Raw genomic sequence first — 26,115 nt, 5'->3', positions numbered from 1 at the left:
TTGAACTTTGTAAAAATTATGGAATCTATTAATTTCAAGCATTTAGAGAGCCTTTGCGCTTCAGAGGCAAAAATACAAACAAGCACGCCAGCTCACAAAATTCCAATTGTTGCAAGTTCGGCATTTAAATTCAATTCCATTGAAGAAGGAATAGAAATTTTTAAAAATCAACCTGGTGAACATGTGTATACCCGGTATGGCAATCCCACAGTTGAAGCGGTAGCTCAAAAAATTGCCGATTTAGAGGCCTTCGGATTAAACCTGCCTGCTTTTGGATTGCTCACGAGTAGCGGTATGGCTGCTATAAATTTAACAATCCAAACTCTGTTAAATCCAGGCGATCGAATTATTACACAGGGTAATTTATACGGAGGCACAACGGAATTGTTTTTAAAGATCTTTGGAAAACAACAAATCGAAACAATTATTTCAGATTTTACAAATCTGGAGGAACTTCAGAATTTAAAAGCAACAGATCCAAAAAGCAACACATTGGTTTATATTGAAACCCCTGCCAATCCGACCCTCCAATGTTTTAATTTGGAAGAAATTGGTCAAGCCTGTCAAAACCTTGGCTATTATTTTGTTGTGGACAATACCTTTGCCACACCAATACTTCAGCAACCCTTGCGATTTCATGCGGATGTAGTTGTACATTCTACCACTAAATACCTGCATGGACATGGCACATCTACTGGGGGAGCTATCATTACCAGAGATCGCAATTTGCACAAACAAATTTGGGAAACTTTAAAACTTACAGGAAGTAATTCAAATCCCTTTGACGCCTGGATGATCAATATCGGATTAAAGACATTGAGTCTTCGAATGTTAAAACAATCTGAAAATGCTTTTCAATTAGCCACAAAACTGGAACAACTCCCAAAAATAAAACGGGTATTTTATCCGGGCTTACCTTCTAATAAAAGTCACGTTCTGGCTTCAAAACAAATGAAGGCTTATGGTGCCATTGTAAGTTTTGAAGTTGGAGATACACTTGAAGAAGCCATTCGTTTTTGCAATGCTTTAAAACATTGCGCCATAGCGCCTTCTCTTGGGGAAACGGATACAATGATTTTACATCCTGCAACAATGAGTCATCTTAAAATTCCTGTTGAACAACGTTTAAAATACGATATCAAAGATTCATTGATTCGATTCTCCATTGGATTGGAGCATGTCGATGATATCCTAGCAGATATTGAACAGGCATTAATCGTTGTGTAATTCAATAACTTCCATATTGCGGATGTTTTTATTGTCTAATGTAAATCGGACAATCGTTCTTACTTTATGAAACCCAGATTTCCCACATGCACCGGGATTAATATAAAGCGTATGATATACTGGATCATTTGCGATTTTTAGAATATGTGAATGGCCACATATTAATATATCAGGCTTATGCAATTTCAATTCATTCCGTAGTTCTGGTTTGTATTTTGAAAAAGGCCCTGCAATATGAATCATCAGTACGTTGAAATTTTCAATTTCAAACAATTGAATTTCAGAACTATTCATCCTGATTTCGGTACCGTCAATGTTCCCAAATACTGCACGCAATGGTTTGAATCGGATCAATTCATTCAACACATCAATTGAACCAATGTCACCCGCATGCCAAATCTCATCACAATCCTTAAAGTATTTGAAAATTTTTGGATCCAAAAAAGAATGGGTATCTGAAAGCAAGCCAATCTGCTTCATCTGGATATATTCAATACGATCTTTCCAAATTGTTGTTTGGATTCCATGCGCTTAAAAGCGGAATTAAAATCTGCCATATTATAAACACTATCAACGATTGGAACAATTTTATTTTCATTAATAAAATCCAACATATTTGAAAACTCAGATTGACTTCCCATGGTTGAACCAAAAATAGAAATCTGCTTCCAAAACAATTGTTGTGGACTCAAATTTGAAATAATCCCATTGGTGCCACCATATAAAGTAATCCGTGCTGCGGGTTTACATAATCGGGGAAATTTTGAAAACGAGTCCCCACCTGCACTGTCAATTATCATATCAAATCCACCAGTTAATTCCATTAGTTCTGAATCCCATTCAGAATTTGTATAATTAACACCCCCGAGGGCACCGATTTGGATAGCTTGGTCAATTTTAAGATCATCAGAAGAGCTTACATAAACATTCAATTTCAAAGCCAATGCAAATTGTAAAATTTGCAATGCGACTCCTCCTCCAATTCCCGTAATCAGTAAATTTTCACCTTGTTGTGGTTTGCATTTTGATACCAATGCTCTATAAGCAGTAATCCCTGCTAAGGGCAAGGCAGCAAGTTCAATGTCACTCAAATGCTCAGGAGCCATATAAATATAAGGTTCAGGAACTGAAACATATTCTGCAAAGCATCCATTTTCAGGCAAGCCTAATATTTGAAATGATTTGGCTTGAACGCGAGGATCATCTCCCCAATAAAAACCTGGATTGACTAGAACCCGACGGTTCTCATCGTCATATCCACTCAGATCTGAACCGAGGATAACCGGATACTTGATTCCGGCATACCGGCCTTTACTAATCCATAAATCCCTGTGATTTATGGCGGCATGACTGACCCGAATGATCTTACAAGAATCTTTCTGATCGGGCAATGGCCAATCTACCAATTGCAATCCTTCATTTTCTGATACAAGTTGTATAGCTCTCATGGTGTAAAAATAAAAAAAGTGTCCTCCGAAGAAGACACTTATAATTATTAAACCGATATAAAAAAATCTCTAGTTAGTCAAAAGCAATTTACGAGTTCCAACAAAGTTCTCAGTTTCAAGCTGGTAATAATAAATACCCGCACGTCCAATCTCTTGTTGTTGTAATGTTACTTTGTTTTTACCCTTTTCTGCCATGAACTCCTTTTTTAACATGACATGACCTCTTGCATCAAATATTTTCAATACCACCAATTGTTTTTCAGGAACCTGAAATCCAATTTGAGTCTGCTCATTAAATGGGTTTGGCTGATTTTGATAGAGTTCACAAGCCAATTTGTTAGGATCTAATCCACGCTGAGCTATTGCAATATTCATAATTTGAATTTGATCATCATAGGCTTCTGCTTTCAAAATAGTTGGATTTAATTCCACCAATTGAAGTGCATTGCAAGGGCTAATTATTTTAAAGTCCATATAAAACAAGGGCTTATCAGTAGCTTTCAAAGGTAATTTGCTGTCCCAGCTTATTAAAACCTGAGCATTTTGGCCTTCGATTATTTTGTAATTGGTTGCATTAATTTCAAGTTCACCAGAGCGTAACTGGATGAGACTTCCATAATCAGCATTGTATTGGAGTGCGAACTGAAATCCATTCAAATTCGATTTCCAGGTTCCATATACTGGAATTTGAACGGATGCAGCTGGAGTTAAACTTGATTTATCCAAACCAATTACCAGGCGATCGCCTGAGCGACTTTCTCCTGAAGTTGATAATTCAGTTGTTTTTGCACTGTAATTGACATCACCCATTTTAATTCCCATAAAATCCATAGAGCTATTAACACCCTGTAAATCTTTTAATTCATATTGATTATCCCAAGGATAATTTAACCATGGATTCTCCTGATCTGTAAAGGTCATGCTGTTCTTAACAAAGGTCCATGAATTGACTCCATCCTTAAATGAATCTGTAATACCCAGAATTAATTTACGCAATTCTGATACATCCGCTGCTGTAATCGACTTAGAATTATTTACATCCGCTGCAATGTACTGGTAAACAGAAGCAAATTTTTGAACACCTAAAATATGTTTTTGCATTAAAACAATGTCAGCAGTAGATACTCCATTTGCAACATCATCATTCTTGTTGGGTGTCAATTTGTAATTGTCACCTTCAGGTATGTCTACAAATGTAAATGACCCGGTTTTTTCTGAATTTATAGAACCAAACATTACATCTGATTTCAATAAATCCAAATGAGCATTTTGCAATACCGAACTGTTATTGGTACTAACCAATCCGGAAATTATACCTCCGTTTGTAAATTTATCTGGACAAGCACCAGTTGGTAAATTCTGAGACGGATTATCTTGTAAAAATAATTTCGAATCGCAGAAACTCTGGCTACCAAACAAATCTGTAACATACATTCGGATCGTTACAGAATCCAATTTTCCATTACGAATATTGGCACATGTAAAGGTGCGCAAAGAATCAGCAGGATCAATACTATATGAAAATCGCAATAGATTTTGAGGCGTACAATTGTCTACACTCTTTTGGTCAAATGTTCTTGCAGGAACAGTTATCGTTCCATTTGAAGGCATTACCACAGTAATAGCTCCTACTTTACATATTGGAGTCGGTGCTTTGCAATCCCTAATTGTAAATAATTGGTTACAAGTTGCAGTATTTGCACATGAATCCGCAACCGTCCATTCAATTTTATGTGTACCTGCGGGGTATGTTCCGCTGGCATTATTTCCTGGATTTGATGCACCATAGGTACCATCATTATTTAGATCTACCCGATAAGACCATATTAATTTAGTGGCATCGGTACAATCATCTGTTGCACGACCTATCAATTCGATCGGGCCATCACAAGTTAAATCATTTGCACAAGCTTCCTTAGCTGAACAGGTACTGTTTTCTAAAGTGGGTGCTACTTTATTTCTTAAGTAAATTAATTGATCTCTTGTGAACAATCCTCCATTGCTTGGATTGTTGACATCATACAAACACCAGTCAATCACTCTCCAGTGACGGATGATTTTGATACAATAACCACCGATGCTGTAAAAACGCTCATCGGTATATCCGCTGATCAAGTTGCTACAAGCCTTTTTTGCTGGCGGTATTGGTTTGCCTGCAAAATCAGGATGTGCATCCGCAGCTTTACAACCATCAATAATAATATCCGCAGGCCATGTAATGGAATCTATGGTTACTGGATGTTGATTGACAACTGTTATGTATTGATCGCAAAAAGTTGCAATTCCACCGGCAGTGGTTGCTGTCCACCGTCTTCTTATAATTCCAGTTCCACATTTCCAGGTTACATAATCATCCAATTTAGTGATCGTTGTATTGGCACAGATATTTGTTGCAGTTGCGCGACCTAAAAGATTCAGATCTTCTAGATTTACATCACAATCAACTGTTATTGGATTTGGACAAACAATGGCAGGTGGTGTTTTTTCTTGAACAGTAACTTGAACCATGCAATCATTAAAATTTCCTTTTTTATCCCAAACACGGAAAACTACCATATGGGGGTTGCGAGTTAAATCTTCGCAACAGAAAGTCACATAGCGTCCAAAGGTTGTATTGCTTGAAATTCCGCACCAATCATTCATTCTACGAATGGCCATTGAATCTAAATCACAGTTGTCATAACTGCCTTGATCTACAGAAGTGGCATACAATTCACCAACACCTTGATCATTGATCGACACTACTGTATGTTGATCACAAATTGCAACCGGATCTAAATTGTCTACGATTAAAACTTCAACACGGCATTTTGTGCTGTTTCCACATGCATCAGTAACAACATACTGAACCCAGGTTGTATCCTTTGGCAATCCTGTAATGATTGCGTTGCCACCTTGGTATGTTATATTATCTGTGCGGTAATCCCCATCTTCCGGTTTTCCATCAGGACCTGCCAACTTATACTCAACAGTAAAACTAGTAGCCGAACAATCCTCAATTATATCTGGTGGAGGAACCGTAGCCGTACCGGTACATTCATAATAATCAGTAGGGAATGTTATGTAGTTTTGGCTGCAAGAAACTTTTGGTGCGCGATCGTCTGTTACTTTAATAAACTGAACACATTCCGTCAAGGTACCTGTACACCAATCAAATATTTTCCAATTGCGTAAAAGTTTAAATGAATTTCCGCAAACAGGAATTCGTATGTCTCTAAACGTTACCGCAATATGATCACAACTAACTCCTGCTGGAACCCCTGTTCCTCTCCAGATCAACTTTCCATCTTTGTAAAAATCATATGGAGAAGGATTCCCATTATCTAAAGCATTCCAACCAGCAGGATATGGACCAAATGGATATTTGATACTATCACACTGAAGTGCCGGCCTTTGAAAACCATCGTAATTAGGAGGGCAAACTAAATTTGCCAAGGTAGCTTGAATAATATAAATCGAATCTGTGCAATCTGTTTTATTTCCTTTACAGTCTGTAGCAACCCATTTACGCTCAACCTGAGCATATGGGTAATTGTTACAACCATTTTTAATATATGTATCGGTATAACACAATTCAACATCACAACACAAGTCAAAATTCTTGATAATATAACATTGCTGATGCGTTGGATGTGCTGTATGTGTTGCACCCATTGGCAATGGAAATCCTATCGTGTCAGGTGAATAATCTCTATTACAAGCTACGATATATGGACTTGGATTGCATGTTAATTCAGGTATGAATTTATCTTCCACATAAATCCGACCCCAGCATGCTACTCCGGAACATAAATGACGTACATGTACTTTTAAGGTCTTACCCAGATGACTGTAGTCAACTACATTGCCAGGAATTGGGATGTTGTTGATATTATAAACTGTAACCAAATAAGAATCATCAGGGTACAATTCACCTTCCAACATTACGTCTGGTGTAATTAATGCCTTACAATTTCCATTTAAAGAAACATTGACAAGATCATCACATGCGAGAGAAAAATCTCCCTCTACATATACATGTTGGCTGTAAAATCCACCGATGCCGTTATCCAATCTAAGGATATAAATTCCCGGAAAAGTTCCCCATGCAATGGTAAAACTATTTAATGGGCCTACTGGTGATATTAAAGTACCGCCACCGGTAATTAATTGAATGGTCCACGGTCCGCCACTGAAATTATAAGTTACAGTGGTTCCAGGACATACACTGGTGTCTCCGCTTACATACTGCGCATTGCTTAAGTTTGCGAAAGCAAAAAGCAAAGCTATTGCTAATTGTAAACGCATTTTTTTACCAAGCACAGTAAGAAGTAAAAACCCTTGAAGAGTTTGGAAGATCTCTTTCATAATACTATTTTTTAATGGTAACTTCTTGGTCATGATTAAGAAATTTTTATATCTGTTTAATTAATTTTAGATCTGGAATTTGGCTTTCATCCGGAAACGTTTGATTGTCCCCGGAATCAGCCTAATTACCCAAGAACCGTTTATTTTAAAATAATCATTTTTCGCGTTGAACTAAATCTGTCCGCATCCAGCTTATAATAAAGTACTCCATTTGAGTTGAACTCTTCACTTTTTACTTTAAGCGTATTGATTCCTTTTTTTGCTGCTATCTCATAAGATTTCAACATCTTACCAGAAATATCATAGAATCCAATCATCACATGCTCTTCCTCAGGAACTCTGAAGTAAATATTCGTTTCACTATAAAATGGATTCGGTATATTCTGGAAAAGCTCATACGATTCATCGACTTTGTTATTGCTTGAGCGGTACACCATTGCGATCTCAAAATCACCACCGAGGGTATAGGCTTCTGCGGAGTAGTCTTCTTGAATTACTCTCAATGAATTGTAATTAATTTGTCCAACTTGTTTTGTTTGACAAACCAAATAGAACAAACATTCCATGTTGGAGATCAACTTTGGTTGATTTCCATTCCAACTCAGTCTGATTGTACCATCACCCATTACATTGTAATTTGATGGATCCATTTCCAAACCAGCACTTTCAATCGCAATAAATTCAAGTGCTCTTGCATCAAATTGCATTGCAAACTGCAGTCCGTTTAAACTAAAGTCATTATTAATACTACGAATTGGTATTTTAATCAATTCATTTTTATCAAAATTTGTTTCTCCAACCTCAAGGACTAAATTGTGATTTGATCTACTCGCCTGATGTTGATTTTGTAAACCGGTATTGGCTTCACCAGTAACATCACCTGTTTTTATTGATATAAAATCAAAATTCATTGCATTCTGGTTAAAATCATTCAACTGAATGTGATTTTTATAGGATGCGAAATTATCAGCAGTAATTGCCCAATTCGCATCAACAAAATTCCAGGATTTATTATTTTCAAAATTATTGTCAATACCTAATATCAATTTACGCAACTCGCTTACATCTCTTGCTGTAATACTTCCTGAACGGTTAACATCAGCAGCAATGTATTTGTAAGGTGAATCAAGAATCTCCAATCCTAAAATGTGTCTTTGTATTTTTACAATATCTTTTGTTGAAATTCCATTTAATGGATCTTTATCAAATTCAGGAATCAACATATAATCTTTATGCATATTCAAATTGCTGAACACATAGCTTCCGGATCCATTTGTATTTCCAGATGTTATTGGGCTTCCAGCAGATTGTACATTTACCAATACTTCAGGCGAAGGATTCTGATTGTATCCTCTGATTGCACCACCCAGGTTTCCAAAAGTGGGTACATCCGGACAAGCATCCTGATTGTCCTGAAGAATAATATTGGTTCTGCAAAAATCTTGATTGCCTGCTAAATCTGTAACAAACATCATAACTTCAATGGTGTCTGCTTTGCCATTTGCAAGATCTGCACAGGTAAATACTCTTGAAATATTATTAACGTCACTTGAAAAAGAATACCTTAACTCTGGCTTTTCTGTACAATTATCAAATGAACCTGCATTGAAGTCATTTGCCCAAATCGTTACGGTACCATTGTTTTGCATGAGCACTGTAACAATGCCAGGCAAACAGTATGGTGTTGGTTTCTTACAATCAACAACTGAAATCAAATAACTACAAGTCGATTTATTACCACACTGATCTTCTACTGTCCAGCTAATTCTATGTTCGCCTTGTACTAAATCATAATAAAACTTATTGTTCGTGCCCGTGATGATTCCTCTGCCATCATTATTGATATCAAACTGATAGCTCCAACGCAATTCATCCTGTGGTGTGCATTTATCTGAAGCAGTTGCTTCCAACAATACGTTGATTGAACAATCTGCTGTTATGCAATACTGTTTGTTTTCGCATGAACTTGTAAAATTCGGAGCTTCCGTATTGTTTATTTTAATAACCTGGGTATGATACCATACTCCAGTAGGATTAGGTAATGCAGCAGGATTATAAGTACACCAGTCTATTACAGTCCAGGTCCTTAATATCTTATAACAAACTCCTTCAACATAATTAAACGCCAGATCAGAATGTGAAGAAATTGGCTGATTGCATGCATCTCTATTTTTATAAGTTGGTTTGCCAGTAATATTTGGATCCGGACTATCCGTACATCCTGTTAGCAGTATATCTGCTGGCCAAACAATGTCGCTTCTTGTAAACGGACTATTATCATAAACTGTAATGATTTGCGTACAGGAATCTCTTAAACCTCCGTTATCTATCGCAACAAACTCCCTTACAATGGTTCCAACATTGCAACTTGACAAATTATTTGAAACTCTGGTTTCTAATCGTACCGTGCAATTATCTGTAGCGGTTGGCACACCAAATACATTCAAATTACTCAAATCCGTTCCGCAAATTACTGCTACATTTTTTGGGCAAGTAATTTTAGGCGGTAATTTATCCTGAATAAAAGCATCAATCATACATTCGCTGCTATTTCCTGCAGCATCAATGACTCGTAAAACAACTCTTACTGGAACCGTTGCAGATACATCTGCACAACAAAATTCTTGTTCAGTTTTAAACGTAGTTGTTCCGCAAGGTCCAGGATCCATTCTTCTAACTTCAAAATGAACTGGTCCACAATTATCATGACTGCGATCATTAAACACTGCAGCAGGAACTATTGCTTTTCCATTTGAACCTAATGAAATGACTGTTTTTTGCTGGCAAACCGCAACCGGTGGCGTATGATCTGTTACTACGATATCAAATTGACAAGCTGTAGAATTACCGCAACCGTCCGTAATTATATAATAAATCCAATTACAACCTAATGGCATATTATCTACACGGTATCTACCATCAGCAAGTTTTGTAATATTTTTTGTATCTCCCTGTCCAGGGATTGGCGTACAATCCGATGGATTTGTTGCAGGTAAATGTTTAACATAATAGGTCCAACCAGAACAATTTTCAATAACCAAAGGAATGGTATTGGAATCGATCGCAGTTGTAGGCGTCCAATCGATCGGTACTGGTAAAATTAAAGATCCTGTACATGACCAAGGATTGGTATTAACCGTATAATTTTTAGGACAGGTTACTAAAGGTGGTTGATCATCAACAACTTTTATTTGTTGAATCCAGTCTATTCTAAATGCCGGATTACACCAATCTAAAATTATCCATCTGCGTAATAATTTATAAGTTCCCTTACAAACTTGTAAGGTATCATCCGTAAAATCATATTGAATGTTTCCACAAAATACACCAGAAGGACTTCCTGTTCCTGAAGGAGAGGTATCCGGGAATCCATTGCTTAATTTTGTCCAATTACCATCGCATTTTAACATTGGCAAATTACCTGGTTGACCATCATAATGTCTTGGCAAGGTAATATCAGCTAGTGTACCTCTGCGTAAATTAATGGTATCATAACAACAAGCTGTAAAGCCTCCTGGATCTCTTGCACACCATTTACGATAAATGGTTGCACTCAGTGAATCATTGGTGCAATCATATTTTACCAGGCTATCCTGATATGTTAAGTAAACAATACCACATGAATCTATGTGACGAACTATGTAAGGATATACACTTTGATCAACAAAAGATTTATTGACCGGAAAGCCCAATGCTTGGGGTGTTATATTAGCTGAACAACTTACTGTAGTATCACGTACCCGGCAGTTTAATGCTGGAGCTGTTTTATCCTCGAGAATCATGTAGCCCCAACAGTTATTGTTGCAAACAACGTTGCGAACATTAACTTTTAATTTTTTATTTAAATACGACTGGTCTAAAGGAAGATTAACCTTTTTTGTACCATCATATATTGTAACTTCAAAAAATCCAAGATCAGCACAATCTTCATACTCCCCTTCCAAAATCATTGCAGCAAGTATTTGTGCTTCACAAACACTGTTTACTGAAATTTGAACCTGATTATTACAAGCCAATTGACAGTTAGTCCAACAATCAGGAATGCTTACAATGTTTGAGTTTATAATGGTTTCAGGTGCAATCGGACCATGACTAACACGGAATTGATTGTTTAAAGGAGATGGAGCACCTGCTATTCGTGGATTGACTTCATAAGTAACACTGTAAGTCACTTCTGAATATCCTACAGGAATATTAAAAAACACTCCTGAACCATCGGTTAAATTATGGTTTGGAGCGATGCCTGTATATCCAGGATTAATGGTGCCTGCATTCATCGGATCGGTTGCTGAAACAATTTGAGGTGTTCCAACTACACGAATAAAGGCAATGCCCAAATTTGATGGTAATGATGGTTCATCATAAACATCCACACTGGTAGTAACCGGACACGTGTTTCTCAGATGCAAATGATACGTGACATCAATGTTCCCAACAATACCACTGGAAGCTGGTGCAACACCAATCAATGTTTTCGTCAAATCTAAACACTGAGCATCGGCTTGCTGCATGGCTGCCCATGTTAACAGCAAAACTGCAATCATTTTCTTCATCTGAAACAAGCTAAAAGCCTGACTCCAGATCGATAATTGCTTTGGGTAAAATAATTTGCTCATCTTGAATAATTTATTTGTTTTAGTATTTATCTTTTTACAATTTGAATGACAATTTTTGAGATCCTCAAACGGTTCTTTGAGGGTATAATGAGTTTTGATTATTAAAACTTTGGGGGTAAAAACGGGAGTATAATTAGAAAACGATCTCTTTATTCAATAAGAAGCATCTTCCGTATGGCTCGATGTCCCTCCATTTCCAATTGGTAATAAAGTACACCAGCCCTGTTAAGTTCCCGCTTATCGATTTCCACCGTGTGGAAACCTGATTTATAGAATTGGCTTAGATTCATAAGGATCCGTCCATCCACATCTGTTACTTTCAATCGCACTTCACCGTCGCGTGGAAGCTGAAAAGAAATATTGGTGGATTGACTAAATGGATTCGGTTGATTTTGAAATAAATAGAATCCATTGGTCGAAACATTATTGTTATCGTAGAATTTTAAAGACAGATCAAATGCTTCGGTGTTTTCTCCATATGCTTCTGCTTTAAAATTGTTATTCATTAAGGTCATGCTTCTGCTAAGCTCTCCTTTTCGGTTTGCTTTAAAAATCAAGGTAAATAACGTTTGTGTAGCATCAATTCCGTTAATCTGCTCCCAGCTCATCCGCATTTTACCATTTGCAAAACCATTGCTAATAAAATTAGATGCATCCAGTTTAACAGCACCTGATTCAATATCTACGAAACTTAAACTGGAAGGATCGAAATTGAACTCAGATTGCATACCATAAATGGTATGTGCTGCATTTAATTTCACCGGTACACGAACCAAATCATTTATGGAGAAACTTATATCAGGAACCGCTAATTCCATAACATTTGAATTTCTGGATTGTGAATTACCAAATTGACTCGTACGAGCATTTCCACTCACATCCCCCATTTTAACTGCGATAAAGTTATTGTCTAATTTATCATTACTAAACTGATTAATCGCACTGTTATCATTATATGGCCATGGATGATTGATGTCAACAAATACTTGGCTCGCATTTACAAATTTCCATGATTTATGATCTATAAAATCTGTAGTGACTCCTAAAATCAATCGTCTCAGATCCGAAACATCTTTAGCAGTAATTGACTGTGAATTATTAACATCCGCTGCAATCAATTTATAAGGTGAATTCAACAACTGCAATCCTAAAATATGTCTTTGTATTAAAACAATATCTTGTGTGGTTACTCCATTCAATGGATCATCTGTTTTTTCAGCAGATAATATATAATTCTCATTCAATGGAATTTGAATAAATGAATACTGCCCATCAGGTCTGGTCATTTCATACTTTGTCATTGATGGAGAAATTGAATTTAATGTAACCATCGCATTTTCAACTTTGCTGTTTGCTTCATTGAAAATATTTCCTGCAAGATTACCCGTAGAACCTCCTCCGGTCAAATTATCTTTACACGCATTTCCTAAACCATCCTGTATGATCACTTTTGTATCGCAATAATCGTAGTTACCATACTCATCTGTTACATAAATGCTTACATCAAAAGATTCTGATACACCATTTTTTATTTGCGAACAAGTATAAGTTCTTGATTTATCTGAAGGATCCACCGAGAATGAATAATTCAATCTTTGAGGCAGTGTACAATTATCAAAGCTTTTAGCATTGAAATCCGAAGCCCAGATTGTAATTTGTCCATTTGATGGCATAATCACTGTTATAATTCCAGTTACACAAACCGGTGATGGTTTCTTACGATCCAAAATCGTAAATAAATAATTACATAAGGTTGAGTTTCCGCATTGGTCGGTTACCGTCCATTTGATACGGTGTATACCCACTGGATACGTACCGCTTGCATTATTGCCTATTCCTGTATAATCGATTGACCCATTATCACTTAGATCAATCTCATAGTTGTAAACCAATTGAGCTGGCTGACAATCATCTATTGCGGATGCAACTAAGGTTGCAAAACCATTGCAATCTGATGAGACGCTCTCAAAGGAAACATCTGCACAACTGCTTGTAAATGTTGGTGCAATTGAATTTTTTACTTTTATAACCTGAGTAAAAGACCATCTACCATAACCTGTTTTACTGTCATAAATACACCAATCAACGACAGTCCATTTACGCAATACTTTAAAACATACATTTTCAACGATACTAAATACCTGATCGTCATAGGTAGCCAATATATTTGAACAAGTCAAATTGGTTGGCCAGCTAGGCTTGCCCGTGACATTTGGATCAATGGCTGCATGGCAACCATTCACTTCAATTGGTGAAGTTGGCCAGCTAATCGAACCATTAAAAGGAGTTGAATCAACTACAGTGATATACTGATCACAAGTAAAAGGCGCATTAAAATCATCGTAAAAAGTATATCTGCGTAAAATGTTACCTACGCCACAATGATTTAATGCAAAACTTACAGATGAATCAATATGAAGGTTGCAATCTTCAATTACGAGTCCATCGTAACCCCATAAATGAGGTTGAACAAATTTATCATACGTTGGATCAAATAGTTTAATAGCTCTTCTTTCTGCTGCAGTTCTTCTATAGGTTCCAAAAACAGCTAAATTTGAATAATCAAATTCACAACTGATTGTTATATTAGGCAAACAATCTACAACTGGTGGTTTTTTATCTTGAACAATTACACGGACCATGCATTCATTTGTATTTCCTGCAAGATCTGATACCTCCAATACAACCAAGGTTGGATTATTTGGTATGTCGTTGCAACAAAATTCTACAAAAGGGCCGTATTGATCATCGGCTTTAATTGGACTCGGACAATTCCCTGGAGTCATACGTCGAACGCGGAATCCTCCCATGGCACAATTGTCATGCGAACCGTCATCAAATGTCTCAGCATAAACTTTTGCTGAGCCATCATCTGTCAATGCAACAACCGTTTCCAAATCACATACTGCAATCGGTTTGGTTTTTTCAATTACAGTTACTTCTGTTGCACAGGTATCGCTATTTCCACAATTATCAGTACCAATAAATAATACCCATGACAAACCCACAGGTATGTTTTTTACTTTATATAGGGTCTCACTTAATTTTATAATACCATCGGCTGATGCATTTAATGCTGAAGGAGGGATTGTGGTATCCAATACACCTCTTTTAATTAACACTTGCCATGTAATGTGGGAACATTCTTTAAATGCTTGTGGCACTTCAATGGTGGTCTCTCCTTCACAACTGTTTGGCAATGTTACAATGGTCTGATTCAAAGAACAGGTCAGAATTAAACGATCATCAATAACTTTAATTACCTGAATACAGGTTGTGGTTCTTCCAGTACACCAATCAGCGATGATCCATTCACGTAAACGCCGGATGTTGAATGTTGTCAAAATTTGGAGGGCAGATAACTGCTGTTATATCTCCTATCCTTATCAATATTGTATCAGAACAATTCGTAATGTTTCCATAAGAATCGATTGCAGTCCAATCTCTAAATACTGTATCAATGTATGGAACAGGCGGCGGACAATTTGCATGGACCAATCGATCTACATAACTCAATGTTACCGGACCGCAATTATCATATGCTGAATTGGCTGTGTAATACGTTCTGGGGCCAATGGGTGTTGGATTAACTCCTCCTGGTGGAACAGGAAAACCTAAATTTTCAGGTGCATAAGCTGCGTCACAATTAATTGTGTACGTTGAACAAGCCAATTTTGGTTTTATTTTATCTTCAACCAAAATATAACCCCAGCAATAATTGCCTGAACAAATATGCGTAACATAGATAATGTAGTACTTTCCTATATTAGCTCCATTGACATACGGACTTGAATTCAATGGCACTCTAGTGATTGCATCAACAATTGTCAATGAATAATCCAAAGAATCAAAGGGACCTTCTAAAAACATACTTGGATAGATCAATGCACTGCAAAATTCATCAAGCGATACATTCACAGTATCGTTACAATTCATTTGTGGTGCAATCCTATTTGAAAGATGTATATTAAAGGTATCCGTACAAGCATTGCCCGGAGGATTAATTACTTGAAAATACATGCTGTAATTTCCTGGTGTGTTTCCCCAAACTACTCTAAATCCAGGTATAGCAGGATCAAATGTAGCTGAAGTAAAACCCCCAATTGGTGAAATTGACAATTGATACGTAAAGGCAGGATTATACGTACCAAATCTAAATCTGAATGTATCCACTTCACTATTACATACAACTGATGTAACACCCGTTAATGGAGAAGGAATCCCGCAAGCTTGTTGTGCTGTGGAACTATTTACTGCAAAACTTATAAAAAGTAAAAACTGCAATAAATACTTTCCCAAGGCAAACTTAATGTCTCGTGTAAGAACTCCAAAATATAAACAACTCATTATCAAGCCTAAGTATAAAAAAAGGGCGCAAGGAGTCCCTTGCGCCCTTAGGCTTAATATAACTTTAAAAGGTTTAACCTTAAATTAATCCATAACCAACATGCGTTTTGTAGCCGTAAAGTTTATAGCATCTAATTGATAGTATAAAACACCACTGCCATTTAGCTCTGTGCGGTTTATTTTAACTGAATTTAAACCTTTTATACCATTCAGCTCATAAACTCTAAGCACTTTACCTGTAACATCATATATACTCAATTTTGCAGGGCCCGCTTCTGGCAATCTATAATTAATTACTGACTCCTTAACAAATGGGTTGGGTGTATTTTGATATAACTCAAAGACACCGCTTTCTACAAGTCCTTTTTCAGTACGGATATTTAACAAGACATCTTTTAATTGCAAGTTGCTACCATATGCTTCTGCAGAAGTAACATCACTGGTGATAGCCAATAAATTACCGATATGAGCAGAACCTGTTGCGTGGAATACGATTGCAAACAATGTGGATTTTGCTTCTAAACTCACTGGAGTTTTGTTATTCCAGCTGGTGGTTAGAATACCGGATTCCACACGGTTAAGTCCAAAATTGGATTCGTCTATCGCTAATGCACCTGCCTCAACTCCTGCATAAGTCAAAAGATTTGCATCAAATTTCAAAGCAAACTGATATCCAGAGATGTCAGTAAAATCACTCGCTTTAAATTGAAGCTTATAGATTTCACCAGCAACAACAGGAACATTGTCAAGTTCAAAATGAAGCTGGCTATTGTTACGGCTGGTTGAACCACTGAAATTGTGTCCGCGGGCATTGTTATTCACATCACCCATTTTAACAGCTATAAAATTTTCAATCTTTTCAGTTGCAGTTGGCATTGGAACAATTACTTCCCGTGGTGCATTCCAAGGATTGGTAGCATCCATAAAATGGTCTTTAGGAATAAAAGTCCAGGAATCTGCCTTGCTGAATTGATTTGAAACACCTAAAATCAACTTTCTGATTTCAGAAATATCAGCTGCTGTAATTGATGAACTGTTATTTACATCAGCAGCAATCAATTTATAAGGACTGTTCAAGTCTTCAATTCCTAAAATATGGCGTTGAATTTTTACAATGTCTGCTGTTGAAACACCATTCAACGGATCATCTGTTCTTCTTGGTTTGACGACATACTCCTGAGCAACTCCATAATTCAAATCACCAAACAAGTAGAGTCCATTGCTGGATGTCGTCATTTGTTTTTTCATTACAGCTGACTCAATCAACTGTACATCTGCATCCTGCGTTCCTTCATCATTCAATGTTTTTAATTCACCGGTAATTCTTCCGAATGAACCCACATCAGGACAAACATTGTGTGGATCCTGGATAACAATGGTTGTTTTGCAACAATCTTTATTTCCTTCTTCATCTTCAACACATATAGTAACCGGAATAATTAATTCATCATTTATTTTACTGGATACAAAATCTTCACAGCAAATCGTAACGCTGTCTGAACCAAAATCATCAAAATAAATTCTTAAATCTTCAGGATCTGAACAGTTATCATAACTACCTGCATCCAAATCTCTTGCCCATAATGTGACACAGCCGCTACTTGGCATTACCGTAGTAATGACTCCAACATGACAATAAGGTGTTGGGGCTTTGCAGTCTTTAATTTCAAACAACTGGCAATTAGCTGCTAAGTTTCCACAACCATCCTCTACATACCAACATATTTTATGGATACCGATTGGATAGCTACCACTTGCATCAAATGGATTGAATTCATCATCAGCTAATGGATTGTGATGCTTTAAGGGCGTACGGCCAGCAGCGTATTCTTTTTTAGTTAAAGGTCCAACGGCATAATCAAAGCCAGAGTGTACCCCTATTCCATCGTTAAAAATATCAATTTTATAATCGTAGAATAACCAATCAAGTGGACTGCAGTTATCTGTTGCATCAACTGTAATCGTGATGTGACCATAACAAATATTATTTGCTGCATTTTTTACTGCAGGTTCACAATCTCCAATTTCAACTGAAATAACCGGTTTATCTGTATCATGTACTTTTATAATTTGCAAATAAGACCAACGACCTTTTACGGGATCAATGCTTGGATCGTATTGACACCAGTCAATTACGGTCCAATGACGTAATACTTTAAAACAAGCATCCGGTTCAATTGTAAATATTTCGTCTGTATATTCAATGCTGATCAAAGCGCATAAATCATCTGCATTGTTTTCAATCACAGGTCTTCCTAAGAGTGGATTATCTGGACTAATATCAGCTCCACATCCATCAATAGTAGTTGCTTGACCTGTGCAATTGCCTGGCCAGGTAATATCATCATCCGGATCGCAATTATCGGCACGGTTGATATAAAATGGATCACAATCAACCACCCAAATAATTTGAGTTCCAGTAACACTGATGCCATTAGGGCCTCTTGCTACAATGGTTCTGGTAAGCTGACCTTGACCACATTCGCGATTGTCATTAACCGATATCGAGTAATTGGTTCCACAAGCACCTAAAACAGTTCCATCAAATCCCCAAACCAATTCATACTTTCTGTCATAATGTGCTGTATCAAATAGAAAACGATAATACTCACATGCACGATTCCAAGCAGGTGGGTTTGAAGGCGGTGCTCCAGGCACATAACCTGGATACCCTGTAATATCATTTCGAACACAATAATTATAGCAAACCAAATCATGGGTTACTACTTTATGTCTTTGACTTAAATCATTTACAACTCTACCAAAAGTTGCATCGTTTGGATCTGATAATTTATCAACATCAAACCAGAACCAGCAACTCACTACGATATTTGGTGGAGGAACAACCGTTGGAACACTTTTGTCTTGTACTTCCACTTCTATCATGCAATCGCTGAAGCGATTGAACAGTGGTCCGCCTGGGTTCATTCTGTTTGGAGCGATGGGGCCTGCGCCCGGATCTCTGTCAAACACTCTCAAAACCACCATAATCGATTTACCAACATCTGTGCAACAGAATTTAACATGATCATCAAAATAAATTTGATTTCCGTCTAAAACTGCATTGTCGTCTCCATTTACAGAAGCGCAATTCGTTCCATTATCTGCTTGGTTTGCATTGCTACCGTTATTCGTTCCACGCAGTTGCTCCATGCGTATTACTTTAAAGAAGATATGAGGAGCACAGTTGTCAAAACTACCTTGATTTAAATCTTTAGCAAATACTTTTCCAAAATTTTCTCCTGGACTTTGATTTCCATTGATACTTACAACGGTCTTTTGATCACAAACTGCAATGGGTGGTACATTATCAACCACATTAACTGCAACTCTGTGCTTTGTAATATTTCCACAACAATCTTCAGCAACTATATAACCATTCCATACGCCTGGTTCAATTCCAATTACAACATAACCAGCATTTTCATCTCCTAACACGGTTCCATTATCAATTTCGACTGTATAATGAATTTCATTGCTGCAATTGTCCAACAACCATGGTTTTGGAACTTCCCATTTACCGGTACAAGTCCAAACCTCCATATTCACATTTACAGTGTCTGGATATAACACTTGCGGTCCATATCTGTCAATCACTTTAATCACTTGATTGTGACCTCCAACTATTGAAGTACACCAATCAAGAACGGTCCATTTCCTCAATACTTTATAACAACCGATTGGACCTGCATCGCATCCTGGTTTTGCAACATCAATAATGATATCCTGGAAGTTGATTCCTAAATTAGAACAACCACTACCGGATGGATACCCTGTACCTGCCCACATAACAACTTCGTCTGGTCCCCAACAAACAGGATTATTAGGTCTCCAGCTTGGATGTGCAGGATAATAAATTGGCCATGGACTAGGATGTCCAACATACAATCCAGTATCAATGCAATTCCAACCAAGAACTCTTGGCAAACGTTCACCGGCTAAATCTCCATTTGGACTTGGTAAAAAGCCACCTGTAGCAAACCAATGTGCTGAATCCAGAATGTATCCATCTACACAATAAGGATATGCTAAATAATGCGGTGTATAATCTTTTGTCGTATTTATTTTTTCATCACAAGCCAAAGCAGGCTCTTCCAGATCGTCGTAATTTTTAGGTACAGCAACACTGTTTAAAGTAGCCAATCCTACTGTAATGGTTTGAGAACAAACCGCTTTATTACCTGAACCATCAATGGCAGTCCAGGTACGCACGATACGTTCTTCATAACCAACTGCACATCCACCTTGCGTTACAACATCTTTATACGTTAATGAATAACCACCGCAATTTTCAGTAACGCGTGTAGTTCCTAAAAATGCCGGAGTGAGTTCTGTTGTTCCACAAGTAACGCAGGTATCTCGTGCACAAACTAAAATTGGTGCAATTTTATCTTCGATTGTTAAATGACCCCAACAAGAATTCCCTGTTGCAGGATCTCTAACCGTTACTTTTATTTCTCTTCCAATATCTTGTACACCCACTTGAACACCAGGTACATTGGGTTGACGATCAATCAATATATTGGTAATCCAATCTCTTAATTCTACTATGTATAAATCATAACATTTATAAGGTCCGCCTGACAATACTTCATCGGCGCTTATAGTTGCAAAACAATTTTCATCTAAACTAATCTGAATTTCATCATGACAAGTTAATTGAGTTACCGTATTCGGATAAGCACGAACGCACACATCGAACTGACAGGTTGAAGTATTTCCTGCAGCATCTGTTGCTAAGTAACACAAGGTTTTACAACCAACAGGGAAATAAGATCCTGGACCATAAGGTTGACCGCATGTTTGTACAACAGGCACCATTCCCAAGGTTGCTGGATCAATTCTAGAATATAATACGTCTCCTGGAAATCCAAATGGATTGCAAGCAATACCAAAATTAGCACCCGCCAAGTTGACTGAGATAACACCAATTCCACCAGCAGGCGTATTATGAACCGGATTGATCGCGATGATACTGTCTCCATAATTTCCAGCAGAACAGGTACCAAATCCAGGTAAATTCATGCTAAATCCAGAACCTATTGTTCCTAATATTCCAAATCCTCTAATCTCACCAGGATTTAACAACAATCCTTTATCATCATTTGCAACTTGAGCTACATTGCCTGAATTATTACAAATAGGAGCATTCCGACTTCCTGCAACCGGTTTAGATAAATAAATTGTGTCCTTAAACAAGCCAGCAGTTCCAGCTGTCCAAGCAGAAGTTCTAACTGAATCTGCCACACCAGTTGTTTTTAAAAGACTCCAGGCTGATTTAGGCATATTGTTTAAACAGGTATTTCCAGTCGGCCATCCACCTGTTGGTGCAGCTCTCCAGGAAGTGTTTGCCGTATTTCTGGTATAAACTTCATATGTTCCAAAATTACTGGCTGAGCCACCTGTAAATGCAGCTGAAAATCCACGAATATAAATCGCACAATTGCTTTTATTTCTAATATCAAAAAAGTAACCACCGCTATCTCCGCAGGCATTAATCCCACAGAAATTTTGGAAAAACTGATTGCAACCTCCCGATAAGGCATTTTGTCCAAAAACAATCGGAAACGGACAATCATCCATGGCCATAAACATTGGAGCATTCCAAACTGCTTCGCACTCGCCCGGGCCTAAATTGATTGTGATTCCTTTGGTTGGACAATTCAATATTACAGGCGGAATACGGTCATTGACGTTAATTTCTTGTACCGTGGAAATTTCTTCACACGTATATTTATTAATACTGCTCCATTTAATTTTAGTAATTCCATTTGGCAATTCAACTTCTCCACCACATTTATGATTGATGTCATTGATTGCCCGGATATTTGATTGAGGAATTCTCAATTCAATGTCCAGCCAACTTTCCTGACAAAATGGGAAAGATTGCCCATTGGTTATCAACGAATTAGGCAGTATTTTCCAACGCAAGCCTCCTTGAATTTGCGAATTGAATTCGCAAAAGGACATGGTACAGCTGCTTTCAACAACTTGACAATCCAATCCTCCTACCCTGCATATGATGGTTCCATTCTCATCTACCAATACCAAATCTTCAAACGGCCTGGCACTTAAATCGCCAATTGCAGTCATAATAATAGTTACATCAGCGCAACCTGCTGCAGGAACGGTTTCAAAAATAGTAAGTGTTGAATCTAAATGCACCCCTCCAGGTGGGAACTCCCTGAAATTTAATTCAAAGTGCTTTTTTACAATTGCTGGTTTTGCATTTGGATCCGGAATGCATCCACATTCAGGCAACACAAAATCAGGACATTCCAATGCCACTTTCCCTGCACAACTGGAGGTCAGTCCTTGCGGAGGAAATGCAGCAAACTGGCAATCCTGGGCTATGCTTGTTTGGGCAACAAGAATTCCCAAGAATAAGTTGAAATACAAAATTGAACGTTTCATGAATTTGGTTATTCTATTAAATAATTCGTCTTTAATACTCATTTTAAAACACAGTTAAACACCATTCAGACTAAAATCCAAAGACTTTGATTTTAGACGAATAGATTTAAACATCAAAAAACTCAGACATAATGAAACGCTTTCAAATGCCTAAGACCTTGATTAATAATAAGTTACAATATTGATTTCGGAAGAGTTGCTTCGTCTCTATCAAAAATCATATAGAAGGACCTGACTTAACAGAATCCTTTCACCTAGCAAAAATAGCACAGCATTTTGAAATACCAAATTATTCACATCTTTTTTATTAGCATGATATATCGGAAACTACATATATAACTTTTTTAAATACAGTTCGAAATCTCAAAACACTGATTTTCATCAAAAATTAACTTCAAAGCAACTGATTGGCTTACTTTTACGTACACAGTAACATAAAACTATATTTTGATTAAAAATCACAACATGCGATTTAAAAACCTCCTTCTCAGCTTAAGTATCTTATTCCTGGGTACAGGGCTATTTTCCAAAGTTCAAGCCTGTGAGTTATTTGATTTGGTGATTACTAAAACAATTTGCAATGCGGAAAAGAAATTTGCCGTTAAAATCAACTTTGCTTACAGAGATGCGGGCGATTTTTTCACAATTACCGGAAATGGTAAGAATTACGGCAAATTTGCCTATTCGAAACTTCCAATTATAATTGATGGATTACCAGGAGATTGTACCACAATTTATGAATTTGCAATTACAGACGTAACCAATCAATCTTGCCACATTGCTAAGGAATTGGGTAAAGTATGCTGCGAGTCCAATTGTGAATTATTCGACTTGAGATATGATAAATCCGATTGTGACAGCACCAATCGATTCAAATTACTTTTCAATTTTAAATATCAAAATGCTTCCAAATGCTTTAGATTAAAAATAAATGATCACAATTATGGTGAATTTGAATACAGTGCCTTACCTCTAAACCTGGGACCTTTTGAAGGGGATTGTGTAACAAAAAGGTTGATTACCATTGTCGATTGTGATAAACCCGAGTGTCAAGCCCGGCTCGAAATCCCTGAAATTTGTTGTCCTGAAAAATGCAAAATTTCAGATTTGAAAATCGAACGTACAGCCTGTGATTCTGATAAAATGTTTTATGCTAAAATTGCCTTTAAAGCAACCGGTGTGTCAGATAGCTTTTATTTAAAGGCCAACAACCGTTTAATGGGTAAATTCAAATACGGTGAGGCATTTTATAAAATAGGTCCACTTTTAGGTGATTGCGTAACAAAATATAATTTTCTAATTGCTGATCACAGAGATCCGTCCTGTGCCACTGATACCCTTTGGGGACCTGTATGTTGCGACACAATTCAAGAACCTTGTAAGCTGTATGATCTAATTGTTGAAAAAACAGATTGCACACCTGACAAATTGTTTTATGTTTTTTTTAATTTTAAAAATCGCAATTCATCAGATTGTTTTAAAGTCACTGGTAATGGAAAATTTTATGGTGAATTTCCCTACAGTTCATTGCCATTAAAATTAGGGCCATTTCACGGTGATTGTACAACTGAATATGAATTTGTAATTAAGGATTGCAAAGACGAACGCTGTGGACTTGAAAAATTTATAGGCAAAGTATGTTGTGACATAGTGCCTCCTGACCCCTGTAAATTATATGATTTACAAGTCATTCGCCTGGAATGTAATAATGACAAACAGTTTTATTTCAAAATTAATTTTGGACACAACAATACATCCGATTGCTTTAGGGTATCCGGCAATGGCCATATATATGGAGAGTTTCCTTATTCCTCGTTGCCGCTGCTTTTAGGTCCTTTCCCAGGAGATTGCATAACCGAATATGAACTTGTAATAAAAGATTGCAAAGACGAACACTGTGGACTTGAAAAATTCATTGGTAAAGTTTGTTGCGATAGCGTGCCTCCTGAACCTTGTAAATTATATGATCTGAATGTTACCCGACTGGAATGTAATAATGACAAACAGTTTTTTCTAAAAATTAATTTCGGACATAAGAATACATCTGATTGTTTTAAAGTAACTGGCAATGGTCATTTTTATGGAGAATTTCCATACACCTCCTTGCCTTTACTTTTAGGCCCATTACCAGGAGATTGTAAAACCGAATATGAACTCGTAATAAAAGATTGCAAAGACGAACGCTGTGGACTTGAAAAGTTTATTGGCAAGGTTTGTTGTGATAGTGTGCCACCCGGACCCTGCAAATTAACTGAATTGCGTTTTGAAAAATCCGTTTGCGATGCAAATGGTAATTTTTATGTTTCATTTGATTTTGATCATGCCAATACATCGGATTGCTTTAAAATCCAGGGAAATGGAAGAACGTATGGTGAATTTAAATACAGTCAGCTTCCTGTAAAAATTGGCCCATTACCGGGAGATTGTCACACAGAATACGAGTTTTTAATCGTTGATTGTGCTGATCCACACTGTTCACTTGTCAAAGACCTTGGAGTTGTTTGTTGTAATACCGCTGATTGCAAAATTTCAAATGTAAGTGTTGCCAGAACGCATTGTGAAGGTGAACGAAAATTCTACGCAATTCTTAAATTTAATCATGTAGGAACTTCAGAATGTTTTAGACTGCGTGGCAATGGCCATGATTATGGCGAATTCCGATATGCTAATTTACCTATAAAAATTGGTCCGCTTACAGCTGATTGCAATACTCCATATGAATTTGTAATTGAAGATTGCAAGAAAAATGAATGCAGAGCGGAAGCATTCTTAGGCAAAGTATGTTGTGACTCCACCGATGCTAAAATTTATGAATTAACGATGACTCGTTCGGATTGTGAACCAGACTCCACCTTTAATGTGAAATTTGGATTCCGATACAGAGAAGTTTCCGATTCCTTTGAAATTTTAGTAAATGGCCGATTAATTAAAACGTTTGCGTATACGCAAGTACCCGTTGTGGTGGGTCCATTTAAAGCAGATTGCCATACCATTTATAAATTCCGCATTAGAGACCAGAAGGATACAACCATTTTTACAGATCGCTATATAGAAAGACCTTGTTGCAAGCCTCAAGGAGAGCCTTGTCGCATATTTGATGTCAAAGCAACCCCATTAAATTGTACCGGTCCAGATGAGTATGCTTTGAAAATAGATTTTAAATATCAAGGAACCACCAACTCATTTTTTGATGTGTTTGACAGAACAAAAAATATTGGATTTTTTAGATTTGATTCTTTGCCCCTTATTATTAATAATTTCAAACAAAGTGGTCGGGATTTCGACTTTATAAAAATCTGCGAGAATGATAATCCGGGCTGTTGTTCTGTTATTGAATTTCGGACCATAGATTGCGTAAGCAATGATCCATCAAAATTCAGTATTAAACGGTTGATTGTAAATAATTCATCAGGAACAGTAGGCTTATTTTCTGAGCAATTAATTCCAGCAGATCTTAAATTGGAACTGTTTAATCTGGAAAGCAAACAAATTCCAATTATTCAATTGGAATCAGGTCCTCATGAAATATTGATTTCAACTGAAAATTTAAGTACCAATGTGTATTTTATACGAATTAAAGATTCTACGGATTCAAAGACTTATAAATTTTTCCATTTACGATAGAAATCGTTTGGATCCTATTCCTTTTAAAACCGGGACTTGCTCCCGGTTTTTTTATTTTAAGAAGTTCGTATCAGCAATTATTCAGACATTTG

General features: G+C 37.0%; 9 protein-coding genes. 2 read left to right on the top strand and 7 right to left on the bottom strand.

Annotated features, from left to right (window positions below):
• Positions 1-18 precede the first annotated feature (18 nt).
• Positions 19-1,227, top strand: coding sequence for an aminotransferase class I/II-fold pyridoxal phosphate-dependent enzyme (locus tag IPK91_00775; GenBank protein ID MBK8295831.1), 1,209 nt, complete (start codon positions 19-21; stop codon positions 1,225-1,227).
• Here IPK91_00775 and IPK91_00770 read toward each other — a convergent pair.
• The 7 genes from IPK91_00770 to IPK91_00740 form a co-directional block, all read right to left on the bottom strand.
• The gene (locus IPK91_00770; protein ID MBK8295830.1) at positions 1,213-1,707 is read right to left on the bottom strand and encodes a metallophosphoesterase family protein; all 495 of its coding nucleotides are present in this window, start codon (positions 1,705-1,707) and stop codon (positions 1,213-1,215) included. The two genes, IPK91_00775 and IPK91_00770, sit on opposite strands and share 15 nt — an antisense overlap.
• On the bottom strand, positions 1,704-2,675 hold the full coding sequence (locus IPK91_00765; GenBank protein ID MBK8295829.1) for a zinc-binding dehydrogenase: 972 nt from the start codon (positions 2,673-2,675) through the stop codon (positions 1,704-1,706). The genes IPK91_00770 and IPK91_00765 overlap by 4 nt, the downstream gene beginning before the upstream one ends.
• Before the next feature lie 69 nt (positions 2,676-2,744).
• Positions 2,745-7,022, bottom strand: a complete 4,278-nt coding sequence (locus tag IPK91_00760) for a T9SS type A sorting domain-containing protein (GenBank protein MBK8295828.1) — start codon at positions 7,020-7,022, stop codon at positions 2,745-2,747.
• A 140-nt stretch (positions 7,023-7,162) separates the two neighbouring features.
• Entirely contained in the window at positions 7,163-11,638 is a 4,476-nt protein-coding gene (locus tag IPK91_00755) for an HYR domain-containing protein (protein ID MBK8295827.1), read from the bottom strand.
• A 149-nt stretch (positions 11,639-11,787) separates the two neighbouring features.
• Complete coding sequence (locus tag IPK91_00750; protein MBK8295826.1) at positions 11,788-14,982, bottom strand: hypothetical protein; 3,195 nt, start codon at positions 14,980-14,982, stop codon at positions 11,788-11,790.
• On the bottom strand, positions 14,951-15,985 hold the full coding sequence (locus IPK91_00745) for a hypothetical protein (GenBank protein ID MBK8295825.1): 1,035 nt from the start codon (positions 15,983-15,985) through the stop codon (positions 14,951-14,953). The genes IPK91_00750 and IPK91_00745 overlap by 32 nt, the downstream gene beginning before the upstream one ends.
• Positions 15,986-16,069: 84 nt before the next feature.
• A complete protein-coding gene (locus tag IPK91_00740) occupies positions 16,070-22,399 on the bottom strand; it encodes an HYR domain-containing protein (protein MBK8295824.1) in 6,330 nt (2,109 codons plus the stop codon).
• 465 nt (positions 22,400-22,864) lie between these two features.
• Between IPK91_00740 and IPK91_00735 the strand changes: the two genes are divergently transcribed.
• Entirely contained in the window at positions 22,865-26,023 is a 3,159-nt protein-coding gene (locus IPK91_00735) for a hypothetical protein (protein MBK8295823.1), read from the top strand.
• The last annotated feature ends 92 nt before the right edge of the window (positions 26,024-26,115 follow it).

It is taken from the genome of Saprospiraceae bacterium (assembly GCA_016712145.1).
In the GTDB taxonomy this organism is placed as follows: domain Bacteria; phylum Bacteroidota; class Bacteroidia; order Chitinophagales; family Saprospiraceae; genus Vicinibacter.
The sequence above is the reverse complement of the archived record's forward strand: the minus strand, read 5'-3'. Positions and strand labels throughout refer to the sequence as shown.

What these genes read in the sequence shown, in the direction of transcription:
- IPK91_00775 (MBK8295831.1), top strand. Translation starts at nt 19, where the DNA reads ATGGAATCTATTAATTTCAAGCATTTAGAGAGCCTTTGCGCTTCAGAG.
- IPK91_00770 (MBK8295830.1), bottom strand. Translation starts at nt 1,707, where the DNA reads ATGAAGCAGATTGGCTTGCTTTCAGATACCCATTCTTTTTTGGATCCA.
- IPK91_00765 (MBK8295829.1), bottom strand. Translation starts at nt 2,675, where the DNA reads ATGAGAGCTATACAACTTGTATCAGAAAATGAAGGATTGCAATTGGTA.
- IPK91_00760 (MBK8295828.1), bottom strand. Translation starts at nt 7,022, where the DNA reads ATGAAAGAGATCTTCCAAACTCTTCAAGGGTTTTTACTTCTTACTGTG.
- IPK91_00755 (MBK8295827.1), bottom strand. Translation starts at nt 11,638, where the DNA reads ATGAGCAAATTATTTTACCCAAAGCAATTATCGATCTGGAGTCAGGCT.
- IPK91_00745 (MBK8295825.1), bottom strand. Translation starts at nt 15,985, where the DNA reads ATGAGTTGTTTATATTTTGGAGTTCTTACACGAGACATTAAGTTTGCC.
- IPK91_00740 (MBK8295824.1), bottom strand. Translation starts at nt 22,399, where the DNA reads ATGAAACGTTCAATTTTGTATTTCAACTTATTCTTGGGAATTCTTGTT.
- IPK91_00735 (MBK8295823.1), top strand. Translation starts at nt 22,865, where the DNA reads ATGCGATTTAAAAACCTCCTTCTCAGCTTAAGTATCTTATTCCTGGGT.